The organism is Nonomuraea cavernae (assembly GCF_040655715.1).
Classification (GTDB): domain Bacteria; phylum Actinomycetota; class Actinomycetes; order Streptosporangiales; family Streptosporangiaceae; genus Nonomuraea; species Nonomuraea cavernae_A.
In genome coordinates this window covers 300127-318291 of record NZ_JBFAKL010000004.1, presented here as the reverse complement: position 1 = coordinate 318291, position 18165 = coordinate 300127, and the positions used below count along the sequence as shown (strand labels likewise).

Here is an 18165-nt window from a genome sequence, read left to right as displayed (position 1 = left end):
CCTCCGCTCCCTGAAGGGAGCGGCTTCTCGCTAAGCCGCTTGCGCAGCGTCGCGAAGGGCAAGCCCCGCCCTGAGGATGTTGACCGCCGCGTTCACGTCGGCGTGCGCGGCATGTTCACACGCCGTACAGACGAACGAGGCTTGGGTGACGCGGTTCTCCTTCGCGCAGTGCCCACAGCGGGCGCACGTGCGGGAGGTGCCGGCCGGGTTCACTGCGATCAGCTTGCGACCGGCGCTTTCAGCCTTGTGCGACAGGATCGTCAGGAACACCCCCCAACCCGCATCCAGGATCGAACGGTTGAGACCGGCCTTGGCGGTGACGTTGCGGCCGGGGGCCTCGATCGTGCCGGACGCCGAGCGGGCCATGTTCGCGATCCGCAGGTCCTCGTGCACGATCATGTCGTAGTCGCGGACCAGCGCGAGCGCGGCTTTGTGCGCGTGGTCGAGGCGTTGCCGCCGGACCTTGGCGTGCAGCGCGGCGACACGGGTCACCGCCTTGTGGCGACGCTTGGAGCCCCGCTTCTTGCGCGCGAGGTCGCGCTGCGCCGTCGCGAGGCGATCGGCGGTCGCGGCGAGGTGGCGCGGGCCGGCCACGTGTGCGCCGTCGCTGGTGGTGACAAGCGAGGCGACGCCCATGTCGATCCCGGCCACCGCGCCCGCGGGGGGCAGCGGCTCGGCGGGCACATCGTCACACGACAGCACCACGTACCAGCGGCGGCCCTCCCGCTTCACACTGATCGTCTTCACCCGGCCCCTGACCGGCCGGTGCTGGTGCACCCGGACATGCCCGATGCCCTGCAACCGCACGAACGTCGCGGCCGGGTGCTCGGGCTGAGAGTCCCACCGGCAGCCGTCGCCGTCCTTGGGCCACTCGACCGTGTCGAACCAGCCCCGGCCCTTGAACCGGGGAAAACCCGGGGTACGCCCGGCCTTGACCCGGTCGAAGAACGCGCGGAACGCCTTGTCGAGGCGGCGCAGGGTGGCCTGCTGGGAGGAGAAGCTCCAGTGGCCCTGCCCGTCGGGGTCGTCGCCGCGAATGTGCTTCAACTCGGCCGACTGGTCGCCGTAACGGATGCTCGCCCCGGCCTTGGCGTAGGCGGTGCGGCGGTGCTCCAGGGCGGCGTTGTAGATCTGCCGGTGGTCTTCCAGGCATGCCGCGAGCGTGGCGGCCTGCTTGCTCGTGGGACGGAGCAGGAACTTGTACGACCTACGCACGGCCACCGCCTTTGGGTCGCTCGTACTGCGTGTCGATATAGCGCTGCACCGTCTCGGCCGACACCGCGCCGGCCGTGGCCACGAAGTAGGACCGTGACCACAGTGTGGGCAGTTGGGAGCGCAGGTGCCCGAACTCGGCGCGCAGGTGGTGGGAGGTGAAGCCCTTGAACTGGTTGGCCACATACGACGGCGAGTTCTTCGGGTGGGGCTTGACGAACAGATGCACGTGCTCCGGCATCACCTCAAGCGTCACGATCTCCCAACCGTGCTCATCGGCCTTGGCACGGATCAACTCCTCAAGGCGGTCCTTCACACGGCCGCCAAGGACCGGGCGGCGATACTTCGGGCACCACACCACGTGGTACCCGAGGTCATACGCCGCACCGGGAGAAGTGCGTACCTTACGAGTCACGCGATCATTATAACAGCGCCACCCATCTAACATACGGTGAACGGAGATCTCTGATGCGCAGACCATGCGGGTCACTGCACACTCGGGCCTTGACAGCCCTCCCGCTCCCGATTCCCCCCTCGCCTCAAGGCGACGGTCCCCTCGGGAGAGCCTGATGGCGTCCACTCACGCCGAAGGCCACACAGCCCGCCCCATCTCGATCGTCCGGCTCTTCGACGCTCCGCGCGAGCTGGTCTTCCGCACCTGGACCCAGGCCGAGGAGGTCGCCGCCTGGTTCGCGCCGGACGGGTTCACCGTCACCGACTGCGCGGTCGACGCCCGTCCCGGCGGGCGATGGCACGTACGGTTCCAGTCCGCCTCTGGAGAGGGGCACCGCGAGTACGGCGAGTTCCGCGAGGTGGTGCGGCCCGAAAGACTGGTCTTCACCCTCACCCAGCAGGGCGACGACGGGCGCACCGGCCCCGAGACGCTGGTGACCGTCGCCCTCGCCGAGCACGGCTCCAAGACGGAGATGACCTTCGAGCAGACCGGCTTCGACTCGGCGGCCATGCGCGACGGCAACACCGAGGGCTGGCGGGAGTGCTTCGTCAACCTCGACCACCACCTGACCACCTCCTGACCACGACCGACGACCACGAGGAGTGACCGATATGAGCAAGACCGCCGAGCAGGAGATCCGTGAGTACTTCGAGGAGTGGTTCAGGGACGCCGCCGCGAAGGATCTCGACGCCGTGATGACGAAGATCGCCGACGACGCCGTCTCGTACGAGCACGACGCCCCGCTCGTCTATACGGGCGCGCCCGCCATCCGCGAGAGCTGCCGTCAGGGCTTCGACGTGATGCGCGGCCGGCTCCGCTGGGACATCCCCGACCTGCACGTCATGGTCCGCGACGACATCGCCGTCAGCTGGGGGCTCAACCGCATGCGCGCCCAGGAGCCCGGCGGGGAACCGGTCGAGATCTGGTCGCGCGGCACCCGGGTGTTCCAGCGGATCGACGGCGAGTGGAAGATGATCCACCAGCACGTCTCCTACCCGGTCGACTCGGAGACCGGCCGGGCGGCCACCGACCTGCGGCCGGATCGCTGATCGAGCGGTCACGCCCGCCGGTCGAGTCGGCGTCCGCCCGAACCTCTCGGGGCGACGGGCCGTCCAAGGGATCATGAGCATGGACGACTTGCGCCCGGGGGACCCGTCGAGGCTGGGCGGCTACCGGCTGGCGAGCAGGCTGGGCTCGGGCGGTCAGGGCGTCGTCTACGAGGGCTACGACCGGGCGGCCAACCGGGTGGCGGTCAAGGTGCTGCACGCCTACCTGGCGGGTGACTCCCCGCTGCGCCGCCGCTTCACCCGGGAGGTGAGCGCCGCCCAGCGGGTGGCGTCCTTCTGCACGGCCCGCATCCTGGACCACGATCTGGAGGGCGAGCGCCCGTACATCGTCACCGAGTTCGTGCCGGGCCCGAGCCTGCGCCGGGCGGTGACGGAACGGCCCGCGCTGGACCCGGACGCGCTGCACCGGCTGGCCGTCGGCGTGGGCACCGCGCTGACCGCCATCCACCAGGCCGGGGTGGTGCACCGCGACCTGAAGCCGGAGAACGTCCTGCTCGGGCACGACGGGCCCCGAGTGATCGATTTCGGCATCGCCCGCGCCGCGGGCCTGTCGATGACCTCGACCGGCGAGCTGACCGGCACCCCGATGTACATGGCGCCCGAGTTGTTCTCCGGCGGCCGGGCCGAGGCGGCGGCGGACGTGTTCGCCTGGGGAGCGGTGGTCTACTTCGCCGCGACGGGCCGTGACGCGTTCGCCGGTCCGACGACGATCGCGGTGATCAACCGGGTGCTCAATCACGATCCCTGCCTCGGCGCCCTGCCCGAGGGGTTACGCGAACTGGTGGGTGCGACGCTCTCGAAGGACCCCGCCGCTCGTCCCTCCGCCGAGCGGCTCCTGCTGACCCTCCTCGGCGGTGGCGGCCACCCGGTGCTCGCCGAGGGGGCTGAGGCCGCGGCGAGCGTACGGCCGCCGCGCGAACTCGCCGCCGAACCCGCGCTGGGCACGGTGGCCGAGGAGGTCTACGCGGCGCTGCCGGCCACCGACCGCGACGTGGCCCGCGACCTGCTGCTGCGGCTGGTCGACGTGAGCGACGGCGACGAGACGCCGCGCCGCGCGACGGTGGACGAGCTGGTCGAGACCCCGCATCCCGCCGCCGGACGGGTGCTCGCCGCGTTCGAGCAGGCCACGCTGATCCGGCGCCAGGACGACACCATCACCCTCACCAGGGCCGCCCTGCTCTACGCCTGGCCCCGGCTGCATGAGTGGGTGAACAGCGACCGCGAGGGGCTCGGCCGCCACCGGGAGCTCGGCGAGGCCGCCCGGCGCTGGGCCGGCGGCGGCCGCCATCCCGAGGATCTCCTCCAGGGTGCGGCCCTGCGTCAGGCGCTGTCCTGGGCGAGCGCGACGCGGCTGACGCTGAACGTGACGGAGAAGGAGTTCGTGGAGGCGAGCCAAGCCAGGTCGGCGCGGCGGACCAGGCGGCGGCGTCTGCTCACGACCGGCGTCGCGGCCATGCTCGCCGTGACGCTCACCGCGGGCGGCCTCGCGTGGCAGCAGTCGCTCAGGAGCGACGCGAGCGACGCCAGCCTGGCCGAGGAGCGCGCGAGGGCCGCGGCCAGACGGGTCGCGCTCCAGGCCGACGCGCTGCGCGGGACCGATCCGGTGAAGGCGATGCTGCTCAGCGTCGCGGCCCACCGCATCGCGCCGGTGCCCGAGGCGGGAGCGGCGGTGCTGAGCTCCCTCGCCCAGCAGGAGCAGCGGGTCTTCACGGATCCGGCGCCCGCCAACGGCGGGCGGGCGCTGAGCGCCGACGGCCGGACGCTGGTCAGCGCGGGCGCCGGTCGGGTGACCGCCTATGACGTGCGGACGGGGCGTGCGGTCAGGACGTTCGGCGGGGTCGGCGAGGGCCCCTTCACCGCCGCGCTCGGCCCGGACGGCGACACGCTCGCGCTCGCCAGGCAGGGCACGGTCGCCCTGTGGAGCCTGCGCACCGGCGCCCGGCTGGGCGCGGGCAGGTACGTGCCGGAGGGGTCCGGATTGCCGGCCGGCCTCCCCGGCAGTCTGGAGTTCAGCCCCGGCGGCGGCTATCTCGTCGTCCGCCAGAACCTCGGCGGCCCGTACGTCGGGCTGTGGAACGTGGCGCGGCGGAGCCTGGAGATGAGGCAGGCCGAGCTGAGCGACGCACGGCTCGGGCCGGGTGACCGCTTCGGCTCCGTCGAGATCGTGGCCGAGCGGTCGGAGACCTCGCTGCGGGGTTTCCCTGACGAGAAGGGGCTCGCGGGCAGGCGGCTGCCCGAGCCCCTGCCCGGCCCGGTCCTCGCGTTCAGCCCCGACGGCTCCCTGGCCGCCGTGGGCGAGGGGACGAGGACGGAGTTGTGGAACCTCTTCACCGGCAAGCGGGCCGAGCGGGTGTTCCCCGGCGATGTCAGCGACGCCGCCTTCAGCGACGACGGCCGGTTCCTGATCACCTCCGGCAGGGACGCGGGCGGCCGGCTGTCGCTGTGGCGGCTGGACGACGGGGCCCCGCTGCTGCGGCTGACGATCGCGTCCACGCTGACCGGCCCGCCGCGCCTGGATCCGGAGAACCGGACGCTGAGCCTCCTGGACGAATCAGGGCGGGTGACCACGTACGACATCAGCCGGCAGACCCGGCCGCCGCTCGTCCTGCCGGCCGGGGCCCGGGACAAGCGGTTCACCGCCGGAGTGGACGCCCTGTTCGCCCGGACCGGCGGCACCGTGCGCAGGTGGTCGCTGCCCGGCCTCAGCGAGACGGGACCGCGCGTCGACATCGCCAAGGACGGCGGCCCGATCATGCTGGTCAGCCCCGACGGGCGGACGGTCGTCACCAGCCGCTGGGACGACCACACCGAGGGCGTCACGCTCTGGGACGCCACCACCGGGCGCGCGCTGGGCCGTGTTCCACTGAGCTCCGAGACCGAGCGGGCGGCCATGGAGATCAGCCCCGACAACCGGCTGCTCGCCGTCAGCCACACCCTGCCCAACGACCTCTACGGGCGCGGTGAGGTCGTCGTCATCGATCTGGCGCGGCGCGAGCAGGTGATGCGGTTCGGCCCGGTCGCGGGAGGCGCGCTGTCCTTCAGCGCCGACGGCCGGTTCCTCGTCACCGCCGACCCGGCGGGCGCCGACGTCATCGACCTGATCTCGCGGAAGCCGCTCCCCCGGTCCGAAGGGCCGGGCACGCTCGCGCGCGGGTGGATGGCGCTCGCGCCCAAGGGCGGCCTGGCCGCCTCGCCGTACGGCACCAGGGCGGTGGCGCTGTGGGACAGCCGCACCTGGCGGACCACCGGACGGGTGTTCAGGCTGCCGGGAGACGTGCTGGGCGCCAGGTTCTCCCCTGACGGGCGGATCCTGGCGGTGGCGCACGACAACAGGGTCACACTGTTCGACGTGGCAGCGGGACGCCAGCTCGGCGCCGGCCGCACCGTCACCACCGACCTGTCCGATCCGCGGGACTCGGACGAGCCCGTGCCCGCCCTCGCGTTCTCGCCGGACGGCGCCCTGCTGCACGTGGTGGGGCGCGACGGGACCGTACAGGAGTTGCCGGTCGATCCGGCGCGAGCGGCCTCGGAGGTGTGCGCGCGGGCGGGACGCGCGCTGACCCGCGAGGAGTGGCGCGAGCACGTGGGAGCCGACCTGGCCTACCAGCCGGTCTGCGGCTGAGCGCGGCCGTCGCCACCTCCCCGAAAGGGACGATGGCATGCGTTAGCCTCATCTCGTCGACAGCCTCATCTCGTCGACAAGCATGGGCGTATGCCGAGCCGGAGGAGTGTGTCAATGATCTTCATCACCGCGAGGTTCCGCGTCCTCCCGCAGCATGCCGACCGGTGGCCCGAGATCACCGCCGAGTTCACCGGGGCGACCCGCGCCGAGCCCGGATGCCTGTGGTTCGACTGGTCGCGCAGCGTCGAGGAGCCGGACGTGTACGTCCTGGTCGAGGCGTTCCGCGATGACGAGGCGGGGGCCGCGCACGTCGGGTCCGAGCACTTCGCCGAAGCCCGCCGGACCCTCCCGCCCCACCTGGCCGAGACGCCGCGCATCGTCAACGTCAACGTCCCGCAGGACGACTGGTCGCTCCTCGGCGAGATGGCGGTGCCGGAGCGGTAGACCGCTCCCCCGTGGCTCGGGGTTAGGCTCGAAGGTCTCGGCACATGGGCGCGAAGGGATCCGATCATCGTCAGCGACAACTACCCGTTCGAGGACCCGCCACCACGCGTGCGCCGCCGCGTGACCAAGGCGGCGATCTTGAGCACCCTGAGCGCCGCCGACCTCGCCCAGTGGATCTGCCCGCACGGCCAGCACGCCGGGCACGGCTGCGTCACCTGCTACGACGCCTCCGCCGAGGCCGATCCGGAGTTGCCGCTGTGGGAGGTCGCGGCCTGGTTCACCACCAAGCGGCCCATCCCGATCAGGGCGTTGCAGGACGTCCACCGCCACGGCCGCCGTTTCGCGCTCGATCAGCCGTCGACTCCCCTGGTCTACCTGCTGAGCGGGCAGGTGCGGGCTGGCCTGGGCGCGGAGGCGGTGGCGGGCGTGGTCGGGTTCCTCCTGCAGAACCGGCACGTCGTCGACGACTTCACCGTGACGGAGATCCGCGCCGTCCACTCCTGACGGCTCACCCCGCGTGAGGTCGCACGCCGCCTCTTCGGCCGCTACCCGGCTGGCCGGGGTAGGAGTCGCGGTCCTCGTCGAGGACGTCGGCGGCCGTACGCACGATGAGCGGATCGGGCACTCCGACCACTTCGTGGTTCTTGCCCTCGTAGTCGAACAGGCTCAGCACGTGACGGATCGCCTCGACGCGGGCGCGTTTCTTGTCGTTGCTCTTGATCACCGTCCAGGGCGCGTAGCCGGTGTCGGTGTGCTGGAACATGTCCTCCTTGGCGTCGGTGTACTCGTCCCATTTCTGGCGGGACGCCAGGTCCATCCGCGACAGCTTCCAGCGCCGGACCGGGTCGATCGACCGGATGACGAAGCGGGTGAGCTGCTCGCCGCGCGAGACCGAGAAATAGAACTTGACCAGCTGGATGCCGTCCTCGACGAGCATCTGCTCGAACAGCGGCGCCTGACGCAGGAACTCCAGATATTCGGGCGGAGTGCAGAATTCCATCACCCGCTCGACCCCGGCGCGGTTGTACCAGGAGCGATCGAAGAAGACCATCTCCCCCGCCGCGGGCAGGTGGGCGATGTAGCGCTGGAAGTACCACTGGGTGCTCTCGCGTTCGCTGGGCTTGTCCAGCGCCACCACGGCCGCGCCCCGGGGGTTCAGATGCTGCTGGAACCGCTTGATCGTGCCGCCCTTGCCCGCCGCGTCACGCCCCTCGAACAGCACCACGAGCCGGACACCGGTGTCCTTGATCCAGTACTGCAGCTTCACCAGCTCGATCTGCAGCAGCCGCTTGGTCCGGTCGTACTCGGCGCGGTCCATCCGGCTCCGGTAGGGATAGTGCTCGCGCCAGGTGTCGTACGGACGGCCGTCGAGGTCGACCAGGACCGGGTCGTCGTCATCGTCGTCGATCACCCGAAGGTCGGAAAGGTCGTCGAGCAGCTCGGCCGGGGCCGCCGCCGTCGCGCCGTCCATGCTGGTGATCAGCAGCTCTTCGCCCTGGCCCGTGCCGTTGTCCATGTTGTCCACGCCGCCCGCCTACCCCTGCCGCCGGGCTCGACACCCCCAACCCGCCAGGCGGTGCGCCCTCGGGACCGGCCTCTCCGAAATTCGCCGGGCGGCCGGTGTCGATCTCGGCCGGTCTCGTTCGCCGTCGTCGGTAAGGGCGTACGCACGGGGTGGCAAGGTGGACGTACGGTGCGATGGGTCGGGAGACCGGCAACCGATGATCAGATGGGAAGAGACATGCCGCAGTACGCGATCCTGATCTACGAGAAGGAGACCCCCGGAGGCGTGGCCGACATCCCGCCCGAGGTCATGGAGGCCCATCTGCGGGTCGGCCCGGAGATCTCCGCGATGGGCGCGACAGTCGTCCACGAGCAGGCGCTGCAGCCCAGCGCGACCACCCGGACGATCGACCGCGACGGCCTGGTCACCGACGGCCCGTTCCTCGAGAGCAAGGAGGTGATCGCCGGGTTCTTCGTCGTGGAGGCGAAGGATCTCGACACGGCGATCGCCATCGGCCGGCTGCTCCCGATCATGGATGGCGCCGTCGAGGTACGGCCGCTGCTCACGGCGTGATCCCGGTCCGGCAGGCGGTCGCCGACGCGCATCGTCACGAGTGGGCGGCAGTGCTCGCCGCGACGGTGCGCGTCACCCGCGACCTCGACCTGGCCGAGGAGTGCGTCCAGGACGCGTACGTCGCCGCGCTGGATGCCTGGACGCGGGGCGGCGTGCCCGTCAGGCCGGGCGCGTGGCTGACCACCGCGGCCCGCCACAACGCGCTCGACGCCCTGCGCCGGGCCAGGACACTGCGCTCGAAGCTGCCCCTGCTGGTGGAGCCGGCCGCCGCCGACCCGGACCTCCCGGGCGATCCGGTGATCCACGACGACCGGCTGCGCCTGGTCTTCCTGTGCTGCCACCCGGCACTGGCCATCGAGGCGCAGGTCGCGCTCACGCTGCGGCTGGTGTGCGGCGTGACGACGCCGGAGATCGCGAAGGCGTTCCTGGTCTCCGAGACGACCATGGCGGCCCGGATCACCCGGGCGAAGAAGAAGCTCTCGGCGGCCCGGATCTCTTTCCACATGCCGTCGCCGGGCGAGCTGCCGGACCGGCTGCAGGCCGTCCTCACCGCGATCCACCTCCTGTTCACCACCGGCCACACCGCGCCGGTGGGGCCCGCGCTGACCAGGAACGACCTGGCCGAGCGCGCCCTCGACCTGGCCCGGATGCTGCGCCACCTGATGCCGGACGAGCGCGAGGTGCGGGGGCTGCTCGCGCTGCTCCTGGCCAACCATGCCCGCCGCGCCACCCGCGCCACCGCCGACGGGCGGCTGCTCCCGCTGGAGGAACAGGACCGTTCGGCCTGGGACCGTGAGGCCATCGCCGAGGCGCACGCCCTGGTCCTGGGCGCGCTCCGTGGCGGCGCGCCCGGCCGCTTCGCCCTGCAGGCCGCCATCGCGGCGCTGCACGCGACCGCCCCGGCGTACGACGACACCGACTGGGAGCAGATCCTCGTCCTCTACGACGAGCTGCTGGAGGTATGGCCGTCGCCGGTCGTCGCGCTCAACCGGGCCGTGGCGGTCGCGATGGTCAGGGGGCCGGCGACCGCCCTGGCCGAGGTCGAGCGGCTCGAACGGGACGGGCGGCTGGCCGGTTACCGCTATCTCCCGGCGATCAGGGCCGACCTGCTGCGGCGGCTGGGCCGCACGGCCGACGCCGGTGCGGCGTACGAGCAGGCGATCGGCCTGGCCGGCAACGACGCCGAACGCGCCTTCCTCACCGACCGGCTCACCGAGACGCGCCGGCACCGTTAGCGCGGAACGGCCACCGGCCCGTTCATGGCTGCCGCTTCACGTTCTCCAGCCGGTCGGGCTTGTTGGTCATGATGCCGTCCACCCCGTACGAGATCAGCCGGCGGATCACGGGCGGCCTTCTCGTCGACCAGGTGTAGACCTGCATGCCCTGGTCGTGGACGTCCTCGACGTATCCCGGGGTGAGGTCGCGGTGCGGCAGGTTGATCCATCTGGCGTACTGGGCCAGCTCAGGCAGCCGCTCGGCCGCCGGTTTGCCGAGCAGCGCGATCGGGACATGCGGCACCATGCTGTGGAAGGCGCGCATCGACCCCCAGTCGAACGCCTGCACGGCCAGCCGCTTGCGCCCCCACCAGGCACGGGCGTCCTGCAGCTCGGCGGCCACCCGCTGGTCGATGTCCGGGCTGCCCGGAGGATGCTTGATCTCCAGCAGCAGCCCGATCTCGCTGTGCCGCATCGCCCGCAGGGCCTGCCCGAGCGTGGGCACCTTCTCACCCCGGTACCGAGGTGAGAACCACGAACCGGCGTCCAGCCGCTGGATCTCCGCGAGCGTGAAGGCGGCGACCCTCCACGGGTAGCGCCCGGGGAAGACCTTCTCCACGTCGGTGGTACGGGCCAGGGTGGCGTCGTGCATGAGGACGAGCTGATGGTCCTTGGTCTGCTGGATGTCGAACTCGCACATGTCGGCCCGCTGGATCCGGGCCACGGCGCACGCCGCGAGCGTGTTCTCCGGCGCGTACGCGGAGGCTCCCCGATGCGCGATGGTGTCGACCTCGCGCGGCGACGCGGACGCGGTCCCCATCATGACGACCAGGACGGTCAGGACGGCGGTGCCCACGGCACCGAGCTGGCGGTACATGTCCCTCCTCGGGCTCGGCCTGTGACAGTCGGTAACCCGAGCCTGACAATGCGTCCTATGTCGAGTTACATAGGAGGTGCCCACTAAGGCCAGCAAAGGGGCGATTCATCCGGCGTGTCGCCCGGGTCAGCACGAACTCTTTGCCGGGCCGGCAACGCGCCTTGGCGCTTATCGGTGGGGCCGGCGCTGTTCGGGAAGGTCTCCGTCGCTGCCCAGATCCCCTCGCATGCTGTCGAGGAGAGGCTGGAGATCCCGGTGAAGCCCGGACGGCCGCAAGCCTCCGTTCAGCGCGTGGGCCACCGCCGCGGTCAGCGACCTGCACACCTCGTTGGCCTTGGCATCGGTCTCAGGTTTCGCGATGAGCCGGACCTCCGCCCTGACGAGCCCCAGCGCGATCAGCGCGCTGTCGCAGGTGGTCCGCGCCTCGTCAGTCGGATCGTGCTGATAGCGGATCAGGGCTTCCTGCGTGTCGTGCAGTGCCGCCAGCAGTTTCGCGTACGCGGTGGACCGGGCCTCGTAGAGGCGATTCTGCCTTTCATGTTCGAACTGAGCTGCCCTGCCTTCGACCTCCCGTTGATGGGCGCGGTCGGCCTCCACCCGGATCTGCTTTCGCGAGAAGTACGCCACCGATATGGCCGCGACGGCGGCGATGAGAGCCGCGATCGTGCTGCTCACCTGGGCGAGGATCGCGCCCATCACCCTCCTACCGCCCATCTGGCCCGAAGTCGTCACGCCACCCCGGCGGCTCATGAGGCCCGGGACGGCCCCCCCTGCCCGGACGGTCCCCTCTGCCCGGAGGATCCACCCTGCCCGGACGGTCCTCCGGCGCGGGGAGGTCGGATGGCTGGGAGCGGTCGGATCGGCTGGTACGGTCCCCCGGATCCGTCCGGTAAGGGCGGCGGCCTCTGGAGGCGGGATCCCGGCTGGCCGCCCAGCCGGAGAGGTCACTGGTCCGACCTGGAGCGAGGCGTTCCAGATAGGCCGACATGCGTACCTCGTCGCCAATGGTGTCCTCCGCCACGAAGGACCGGAGTTCCTCGCGATCGAGTAACGCGACGATCAGCCGGCCGCTCTCCGCGACGGCCGCGAGTGGACCCACGTACATGGTCACCGTGGTGGCTCGGATCTCGACGAGCAGCTGCCGCAGAGCGATGGAGGCCGCCGTGCCGTCATCCTCTCCGCCCGGAGCAGGCAGCGCCTCCGAGAGGCGCTGCCGAATGCTGTCGAATGTCTGGCCTGCGCCAAACTCGATCAGGTATCCGACTCTCCACGAATTCGCCCTCGCCGCCCTGGGCACTATTCGCTCCGGCGAAAGGGCATTCAAGAACTGTTCGACGTACTGGACGACGGTGGGTTTGCGCGCGTGGTCCAGTCCCCGGACCTCCACGGCCACCGTCGCGCCCTCCTCCGTGGCACCCGCCGCGAGTGTGTCGCGGAACCCTTGTTCCGCCATGAGTCTGTACACCACACTCGCGAAAGATTTTTGGGACTCTCTCAGAACGGCGACTTCGGCACGCACTTCGCCCAGTTCATCCAGCAGTTCATGGTGTGCGGACCGCTGGCTCTCCAGCGCCTTTTTCCTCTTCTCCTCTTCGTCCTTGAGATCCCTCCGGAAGCGACCGGCCTCGTTCTGGAACCGGAGCACGATGCCGAGCGCGGCGACAGCGATGAGCAGGCAGGTGACCGCCACGACAGCACTCATCAGGAGTCCCTCCTCGCGAACGCGACCCACCAGGCCGAAAGGGCGAAGGTCACGGCTGCGGCGCAGATCATCATCAGCACGCCGTCTTCGACACTGAGCGCCCCTGGGCCCCGAAGCGGGGGCTGGGCTACATGCGTCACCGTCACCGTCGGCACGGGAGCGGTCACCGTCACGGGAGAAGGGGACGCGGGCATGGTAGAGGCCGGAGGCGAACTCCCCGCTTCGGTGGCCGGTCCGCCGTACGCCGTCGCGAGCAGCACGCCGACGATCAGCGCTAGGAATAAGCCGCCTGCCTTCATGGACACCGCCGCCCTGGGATACCTGTTCATCGTAGATAACGGATCATCCACTGCCGAGGCCCTGCGAGCCATCTCGTTCTAGATCGAGGTCCACCCGACACGCCGAATATGACACAAAAGCCATTATCGGACGACAAGAGCGATAGTTCGATCTCTACCCAATTTCCGCCAGACACCCGGTTTCTTACGATCTGCAGCGAGAACAGGAGGAAGATTTGATTTCTCCACAGAAAAGACGACTAAGATCACCATCGATCGGTCAGAGTGCGATCGAGCAGGAGGAAGAACCATGCCCGAAGATCTGAACCCGGCCGAAGGCGCACAGGACCGGGCACCGGCCGGCATCGAGATCAATAAGCCGAGCGTCGCGCGGGTCTACGACTTCATGCTGGGCGGCAAGGACAACTTCGCCTCCGACCGCAAGGTCGCCGAGATGGCCCTCCAGATCGCGCCGGACGGCGGCGTCGGCCGAGAAGCTGTTCAACGAGAACCTGGGCACCGGCCGCTGGCTCTTCCACGACGAGATCCTCGCCTACTTCGGCGACTTCGAGGTCCTCGACCCCGGCCTGGTGCCGGTGGCCGAGTGGCGACCCGGCCCCGACGACCAAGCCGCGCAGGGCATCACGTACCACACCCTGGTGGGAGGCGTCGCCCGGAAGCCGGACCCGGATCCGGCCTGATCGCCAACGGCCGGCACCTTCCTCGTCGTCTCGTACGCCCACCTGACGTCCTCGGCGAAGTCATGGATCCGCCGAGCACGTGAGGCCAGGTCACCGCACCAGCTGAGCGAGTCGATCAGTCGTCGAGCGTCTTGGTGGTCACCGTCTTGGGATTCGGCGCCTTGATCGACACCTTGGTCCCCCATCCGGTGAAGCGGCTCTCGATGGTGATGGTCTTGCCGTCGTGACCGTTCACGTCGAGTATCCCCGTCGCCGCGTACGAGCTCTTCACCTTGCTCACGAGCCCGGCGGAGGTGAGCGTGAGGGTGTAGGAGACCTTCGTGTCGTCGTGCATGCGCAGCGGGATCGACCCGGCGAACCAGGGCGACACCTTGTCGAGCTCCTTGAAGGTGATCTTCCCCGTGATGGAGCTCCTGGTCAGCTTGCCCTTCTTGATCAACGCAGCCAGGGTCTTGGGCTCGGCGGGGTTGATGACCTGCCCACGGTAACCGGCGGTGCCGCCGAACGAGCCGCTGCCCTTGAGCCAGGTCTTGCCCGCCGGCAGCCGGTCCTTCCATATGCCGCCCGAGGTGTAGCCGACCTTGCCGACAGTGATGGTCCGCTCGCGTCCCAGCGTTGAGGTGGCCACGATGTCGGAGCCCGCGAGGCCCTTGGCGTTGAACTGGAAGGTGCCCTTGCGGCTCTGCACCTCGGTCTTGTCATCGCCCGAGAGGGTGGTGGTCTCGGTGAAGCGCACCCCTCGCCCAGTGGCCAGCTTGCCCTTCAGAGCTCGGACAGGATCTTTGGAAACGGCCTGAACAGGGACAACCTGAGCGGGGGCCGCCTCGGCGGGTACGGCCACCAACAGGGAGCCGCCGACCGCCAGGGTCGTGATCGTCTTCTTCATGAGTCGTGATCATGCCGAGGATGGATCACGGGCAGGGCACGATCTGGCCAGGTGCCCGCCCGGTCGGCGGTTCAGCCGAAGCTGGCGTGCGGTGCGCTGGTGCCCTGTGGCACACGGACCGGGCCGGACGCACTGGGACGGATGTCGAAGTCGAAGATCGCGGTTGGCAGGTAGACGGTGGCGCAGGAGTTGGGGATGTCCACCACTCCAGACAGCCGGCCCTCGATCGGCGCGGCGCCGAGCAACAGGTACGCCTGCTCAGGGCTGTAGCCGAACGTCGTCAGGTAGTCGATCGCGTGCAGGCAGGCCCGCTGGTAGGCCAGCTGCGAGTCGAGGTAGCGCTGCTCGCCGTCCAGCGTGACGGAAGTCCCGGAGAACGCGAGCCACTCGCTGTACTGAGGGGCGGTGCGGCCCGGCATGAAGATGGCGTTCTCGCCGACGCGGTACGTCTGCATGCCGCCCTTGATGAGGTCGACGTGCAAGTCGATGAAGCCGCCCATCTCGATGGCGCCGCAGAAGGTGATCTCGCCGTCGCCCTGTGAGAAGTGCAGGTCGCCGACCGACAGGTTCGCACCGGAGACGAACACCGGGTAGAAGATGCGGGAGCCCTGGGTGAGGTTCTTGATGTCCTGGTTGCCGCCGTTCTCCCGGGGCGGCGCGGTACGAGCGGCCTCGCCGGCGACTCTGTCGAACTCGGACGAGGGCACTGACCCGAGGACGGCGTCCTGAGGCTCGGGGGTCAGGGCCAGCGGCGGCACTCTCTGCGGGTCGGTGGCGATCAGCGCCCCCTCCCGCGCGTTCCATTTCGCCAGCAGCTCCGCCGACGGCGCGGTGCCCATGAGCCCGGGGTGGACGATGCCGGTGAACGACACCGCCGGGATGTGGCGCGATGTGGCCTCCTGACCGGAGAAGTCCCAGATCGCCTTGTAGGCGTCGGGAAACTGTTCGGTGAGGAACCCGCCGCCGTTCTTGGTGGGGAAGACGCCGGTGTAACCCCAGCCCTGGCCGGCCAGTGGGCCGCTGTCCTCCTGAGGGATGGGCCCCAGGTCGAGGATGTCCACGATCAGCAAGTCGCCCGGCTCGGCCCCCTCGACCGCGAACGGGCCGCTGAGCGCGTGCACCGTCGTCAGCGGGGCGTCACGGATGTCCTCGGCGGAGTCGTCGTTGTGGATCGCGCCGTCGAACCACTCCCGGCAGTGGACCCGGAAGCTGTCGCCCGGCTTGACCCGCGCCACCGGCGGGATCTCAGGATGCCAACGGTTGTGACCGATCTTGGCCTGGTCGGTGAACTTCTTGGTCGAGTCGAGCGGGAAGATCAGCTCTGGCACGGCTGGATTCCTTTCGGCGCAGGAACGGTCACGGGCGCGGCAGGCGTCTGGTGGCGGGATGGGCGGCCACCGCACCCGCAGCGCGGCGCCGTGGCAGGGACGTGACGACTTCGGGCTCGGAGGCGCTGCGCTCCGCGCGCTGCGACTGAGCCGACACGGCAGCCGGAGTGCGCGCCAGCATCGGCGTCGAGAACACCCGAACCGAGATCGCGCCGCAGTCCGGGCACGGCACATCAGCCGGTGCGGTCCCGATCGGAAAAGCGACCTCGATCTCAGAGCAATGCGAACAGCGATAGCCATATATCGCCATAGCAGGCGCCCTTCGAGCGAGTTCGAACAAAATCCCCAGGCCACAACCCCTCCAATGGCGTGACCTGGGAAAACAGCCTGAAAGCCGGCTACATATGCAACTTAACGTGCGAATGCACAGCAATCGATCTCACTTCCGCCAAGCTTGCTCGCGGAGTAAGGCAGATCGCTCAGCCCCTAGGCAAAACGCACGCAACGCACACCCCGGTATGTGCATGCATTGGGGCGCAGGTCGAGCCGGCGGACGAAGAGGGACCGGAGCATGTGCGGCATGGGCCGCTCGTTCCTCAGACCTGGATGAACTCGAGGTGGTCGTAACCTTTCCAGCCTGCGGCGGTGATCGCCGCCTGGGCTCGGATACCGCGGGGCCTCCGGCTCAGTGCCCCGACCAGAACGGGTCCCGGCCGATGAAACCGAGCAGTTTGGTCTGGGTATCCGCACCGCCGGGCACCTCGACCCGGGCACCGTATTGACCAGAAGAGCGAAGAACCTCCTCTATCTGCGCCATCTGACCGAGAAGTCGGGCACAGAAGTCGGGATCCAGCCGGTCGTCCTGGCCGGTGGCCCTGGAGAGATCCCAGGTGTGCATGAACACGTCAACGGTGTAGAACTGGTCGATCGCGGTCTCCACAGGCAGGCTGCCGACGTGTCGGTTGACGAGTTCCCGGTGCGCCGTCTCCGCATCGTCCAGCACCGACTGCACGCCATCGCAGTGAACCTGCCACGCGGCGACCGGGTCCTCGTCCACCGACGGGCCATGGGGCAGTTCGATGCCGGAACCGGAGCCGAGAAACCCAGGGAGCCATTCGGTCAGGTGACGCACGACGTCGCGCGCGGCCCAGCCGTCGACCGGGGATGGCGCGTCCCAGGACCGGGTACCGCGAACCCGGTCCGTGAACAGCCCGGCGACCTGCCGGTGTCGCTCGGCCGGGTGGTCAGACAGCGCCATCGATGAGCATCCTCTCCAGCTTCGCGTAACCCTCGTTGACACCGATCTCCATACCGCTGCGCAGCCACGAGTCGCGGCCTTCGAAGCTGTCGACCAGCGACTGTGTCCGCAGTCGCGTACGGCCGTCGCCCAGGTCCTCGAACCTCAACGTCTCCAGCGCGACTCCGTCGGGATCGCCGTCGTACGTGAAGGTCTGCACGATACGGTCCGGCCTTACCTCGTGGAAGCAGCCGTGGAACCCGTACTCCGTGTCGTCGTCCGCCGAGACGTACCGCCAACTGCCGCCGGTACGCGCGTCCCAGTGCTCGATCCGGGTGGCCATGCCGTTGGGGCCCACCCACTGGGCGAACAACGCGGGATCGGTGTGGGCGCGGAACAGTTGCTCGGGCGTTGCCACGAAGTCACGAGCTGTCAGGATGACCGGCAGCCTCGGGTCGATTTCGATGACCGTCTCCGTGATCCTGTTCATGTTCGTCTCCGTTCATCTCCGCCAGGACGGCGTCAAGGCGGCGGTTGCGCTGCTCGACGCGATCCCGGTGACGCTCGATCCAGGTGTCCATCAGGTCGAAGGCTTGGACCTCCAGACGCACCGGCCGGGGCTGCGGCCCTCGCGGTCGGCTGACGAGACCGGCGTCCTCAAGCACCCGCAAGTGCTTGTAGACGGCCTGCAGCGTCATCCGGTACGGCTCGGCCAACTGGCTCACGGTCGCGTCGCCCTCGGCGAGCCGGGCCACCATGTCGCACCGGGTCGGATCCGCGAGAGCGGCGAATACCCGGGACAGCGCGTCCGTGGTCATCCCCCTTAGTTTCAACTCAACGGTTGAAAGGACCCTAGACCGCCGGTCGCCCATCGGTCAACCCAGTGGTTGAAAGCGCTGCTTGCGCATGCCCCTGAAGGAACCTCGGGCCTCGGGCCTCAGGCCTCAGGCCTCAGGCCGGCCGGCCACAACGGCACTTCGCCCTGCCGTTCCCGAACGAAGTCAGTCAGGTAGACCGACGAGGCCATTGGGACGATGTACGGAAAAATGCCGCTGATGGCACTATT

The 18165-nt window shown here is 69.6% G+C and carries 20 protein-coding genes and 1 pseudogene; 9 read left to right on the top strand and 12 right to left on the bottom strand.

The window, feature by feature from the left end:
• Positions 1–30 precede the first annotated feature (30 nt).
• The gene (locus AB0I38_RS08445; protein WP_358464017.1) at positions 31–1215 is read right to left on the bottom strand and encodes an RNA-guided endonuclease InsQ/TnpB family protein; all 1185 of its coding nucleotides are present in this window, start codon (positions 1213–1215) and stop codon (positions 31–33) included.
• Positions 1208–1627, bottom strand: coding sequence for an IS200/IS605 family transposase (tnpA, locus tag AB0I38_RS08440; RefSeq protein WP_358464014.1), 420 nt, complete (start codon positions 1625–1627; stop codon positions 1208–1210). The genes AB0I38_RS08445 and tnpA overlap by 8 nt, the downstream gene beginning before the upstream one ends.
• Positions 1628–1781: 154 nt before the next feature.
• On the opposite strand from tnpA, the gene AB0I38_RS08435 reads away from it, so the two are divergent.
• The 5 genes from AB0I38_RS08435 (at position 1782) to AB0I38_RS08415 (ending at position 7303) form a co-directional block, all read left to right on the top strand.
• A complete protein-coding gene (locus AB0I38_RS08435) occupies positions 1782–2246 on the top strand; it encodes an SRPBCC family protein (RefSeq protein WP_358464011.1) in 465 nt (154 codons plus the stop codon).
• 31 nt (positions 2247–2277) lie between these two features.
• A complete protein-coding gene (locus tag AB0I38_RS08430; RefSeq protein ID WP_358464008.1) occupies positions 2278–2715 on the top strand; it encodes a YybH family protein in 438 nt (145 codons plus the stop codon).
• Between the two features lie 79 nt (positions 2716–2794).
• Positions 2795–6355 carry a serine/threonine-protein kinase gene (locus AB0I38_RS08425; RefSeq protein ID WP_358464005.1) on the top strand — a complete coding sequence of 1187 codons (3561 nt, stop codon included), beginning with the start codon at positions 2795–2797 and terminating at the stop codon, positions 6353–6355.
• A 114-nt stretch (positions 6356–6469) separates the two neighbouring features.
• On the top strand, positions 6470–6799 hold the full coding sequence (locus AB0I38_RS08420; protein WP_358464002.1) for a putative quinol monooxygenase: 330 nt from the start codon (positions 6470–6472) through the stop codon (positions 6797–6799).
• A 138-nt stretch (positions 6800–6937) separates the two neighbouring features.
• On the top strand, positions 6938–7303 hold the full coding sequence (locus AB0I38_RS08415) for a hypothetical protein (protein ID WP_358463999.1): 366 nt from the start codon (positions 6938–6940) through the stop codon (positions 7301–7303).
• Between the two features lie 4 nt (positions 7304–7307).
• Here AB0I38_RS08415 and ppk2 read toward each other — a convergent pair whose 3' ends face one another.
• Positions 7308–8315: a polyphosphate kinase 2 gene (gene ppk2 / locus AB0I38_RS08410; protein ID WP_358464161.1), complete on the bottom strand. Its 1008-nt coding sequence runs from the start codon at positions 8313–8315 to the stop codon at positions 7308–7310.
• A gap of 225 nt (positions 8316–8540) precedes the next feature.
• Between ppk2 and AB0I38_RS08405 the strand changes: the two genes are divergently transcribed.
• Positions 8541–8876, top strand: coding sequence for a YciI family protein (locus AB0I38_RS08405; protein ID WP_358463996.1), 336 nt, complete (start codon positions 8541–8543; stop codon positions 8874–8876).
• Positions 8873–10111 (top strand): RNA polymerase sigma factor, encoded by a 1239-nt coding sequence (locus AB0I38_RS08400; protein WP_358463993.1) that lies wholly within the window; start codon positions 8873–8875, stop codon positions 10109–10111. Before AB0I38_RS08405 ends, AB0I38_RS08400 begins: the two co-directional genes overlap by 4 nt.
• 22 nt (positions 10112–10133) lie before the next feature.
• Here the strand turns inward: AB0I38_RS08400 and AB0I38_RS08395 are convergent, their stop codons facing one another.
• The 3 genes from AB0I38_RS08395 to AB0I38_RS08385 all read right to left on the bottom strand — a co-directional run bounded on the left by AB0I38_RS08395 (position 10134) and on the right by AB0I38_RS08385 (position 12669).
• Positions 10134–10967 (bottom strand): glycerophosphodiester phosphodiesterase, encoded by an 834-nt coding sequence (locus AB0I38_RS08395; RefSeq protein ID WP_358463990.1) that lies wholly within the window; start codon positions 10965–10967, stop codon positions 10134–10136.
• Positions 10968–11135: 168 nt separating this feature from the next.
• Positions 11136–11663, bottom strand: a complete 528-nt coding sequence (locus AB0I38_RS08390) for a hypothetical protein (RefSeq protein ID WP_358463987.1) — start codon at positions 11661–11663, stop codon at positions 11136–11138.
• A 7-nt stretch (positions 11664–11670) separates the two neighbouring features.
• Positions 11671–12669 (bottom strand): hypothetical protein, encoded by a 999-nt coding sequence (locus tag AB0I38_RS08385; RefSeq protein ID WP_358463984.1) that lies wholly within the window; start codon positions 12667–12669, stop codon positions 11671–11673.
• Between the two features lie 588 nt (positions 12670–13257).
• Between AB0I38_RS08385 and AB0I38_RS08380 the strand changes: the two are divergent.
• Positions 13258–13365, top strand: a pseudogene (locus AB0I38_RS08380) (hypothetical protein); the annotation flags it as partial.
• Positions 13322–13648 (top strand): SAM-dependent methyltransferase, encoded by a 327-nt coding sequence (locus AB0I38_RS08375; protein ID WP_358464158.1) that lies wholly within the window; start codon positions 13322–13324, stop codon positions 13646–13648. The pseudogene AB0I38_RS08380 and the gene AB0I38_RS08375, both read left to right, overlap by 44 nt.
• A 115-nt stretch (positions 13649–13763) precedes the next feature.
• On the opposite strand, the gene AB0I38_RS08370 is transcribed toward AB0I38_RS08375, so the two are convergent.
• The 6 genes from AB0I38_RS08370 to AB0I38_RS08345 form a co-directional block, all read right to left on the bottom strand.
• Complete coding sequence (locus AB0I38_RS08370; protein ID WP_358463981.1) at positions 13764–14534, bottom strand: hypothetical protein; 771 nt, start codon at positions 14532–14534, stop codon at positions 13764–13766.
• A gap of 71 nt (positions 14535–14605) precedes the next feature.
• Complete coding sequence (fmdA, locus tag AB0I38_RS08365; protein ID WP_358463978.1) at positions 14606–15862, bottom strand: formamidase; 1257 nt, start codon at positions 15860–15862, stop codon at positions 14606–14608.
• A gap of 28 nt (positions 15863–15890) precedes the next feature.
• A complete protein-coding gene (locus AB0I38_RS08360; RefSeq protein WP_358463975.1) occupies positions 15891–16172 on the bottom strand; it encodes a zinc ribbon domain-containing protein in 282 nt (93 codons plus the stop codon).
• 375 nt (positions 16173–16547) lie between these two features.
• Complete coding sequence (locus AB0I38_RS08355; RefSeq protein WP_358463972.1) at positions 16548–17120, bottom strand: TIGR03086 family metal-binding protein; 573 nt, start codon at positions 17118–17120, stop codon at positions 16548–16550.
• Positions 17107–17589, bottom strand: coding sequence for an SRPBCC family protein (locus AB0I38_RS08350; RefSeq protein ID WP_358463969.1), 483 nt, complete (start codon positions 17587–17589; stop codon positions 17107–17109). Before AB0I38_RS08350 ends, AB0I38_RS08355 begins: the two co-directional genes overlap by 14 nt.
• Positions 17522–17917: an ArsR/SmtB family transcription factor gene (locus AB0I38_RS08345; protein ID WP_358463966.1), complete on the bottom strand. Its 396-nt coding sequence runs from the start codon at positions 17915–17917 to the stop codon at positions 17522–17524. Before AB0I38_RS08345 ends, AB0I38_RS08350 begins: the two co-directional genes overlap by 68 nt.
• Positions 17918–18165: the final 248 nt, after the last annotated feature.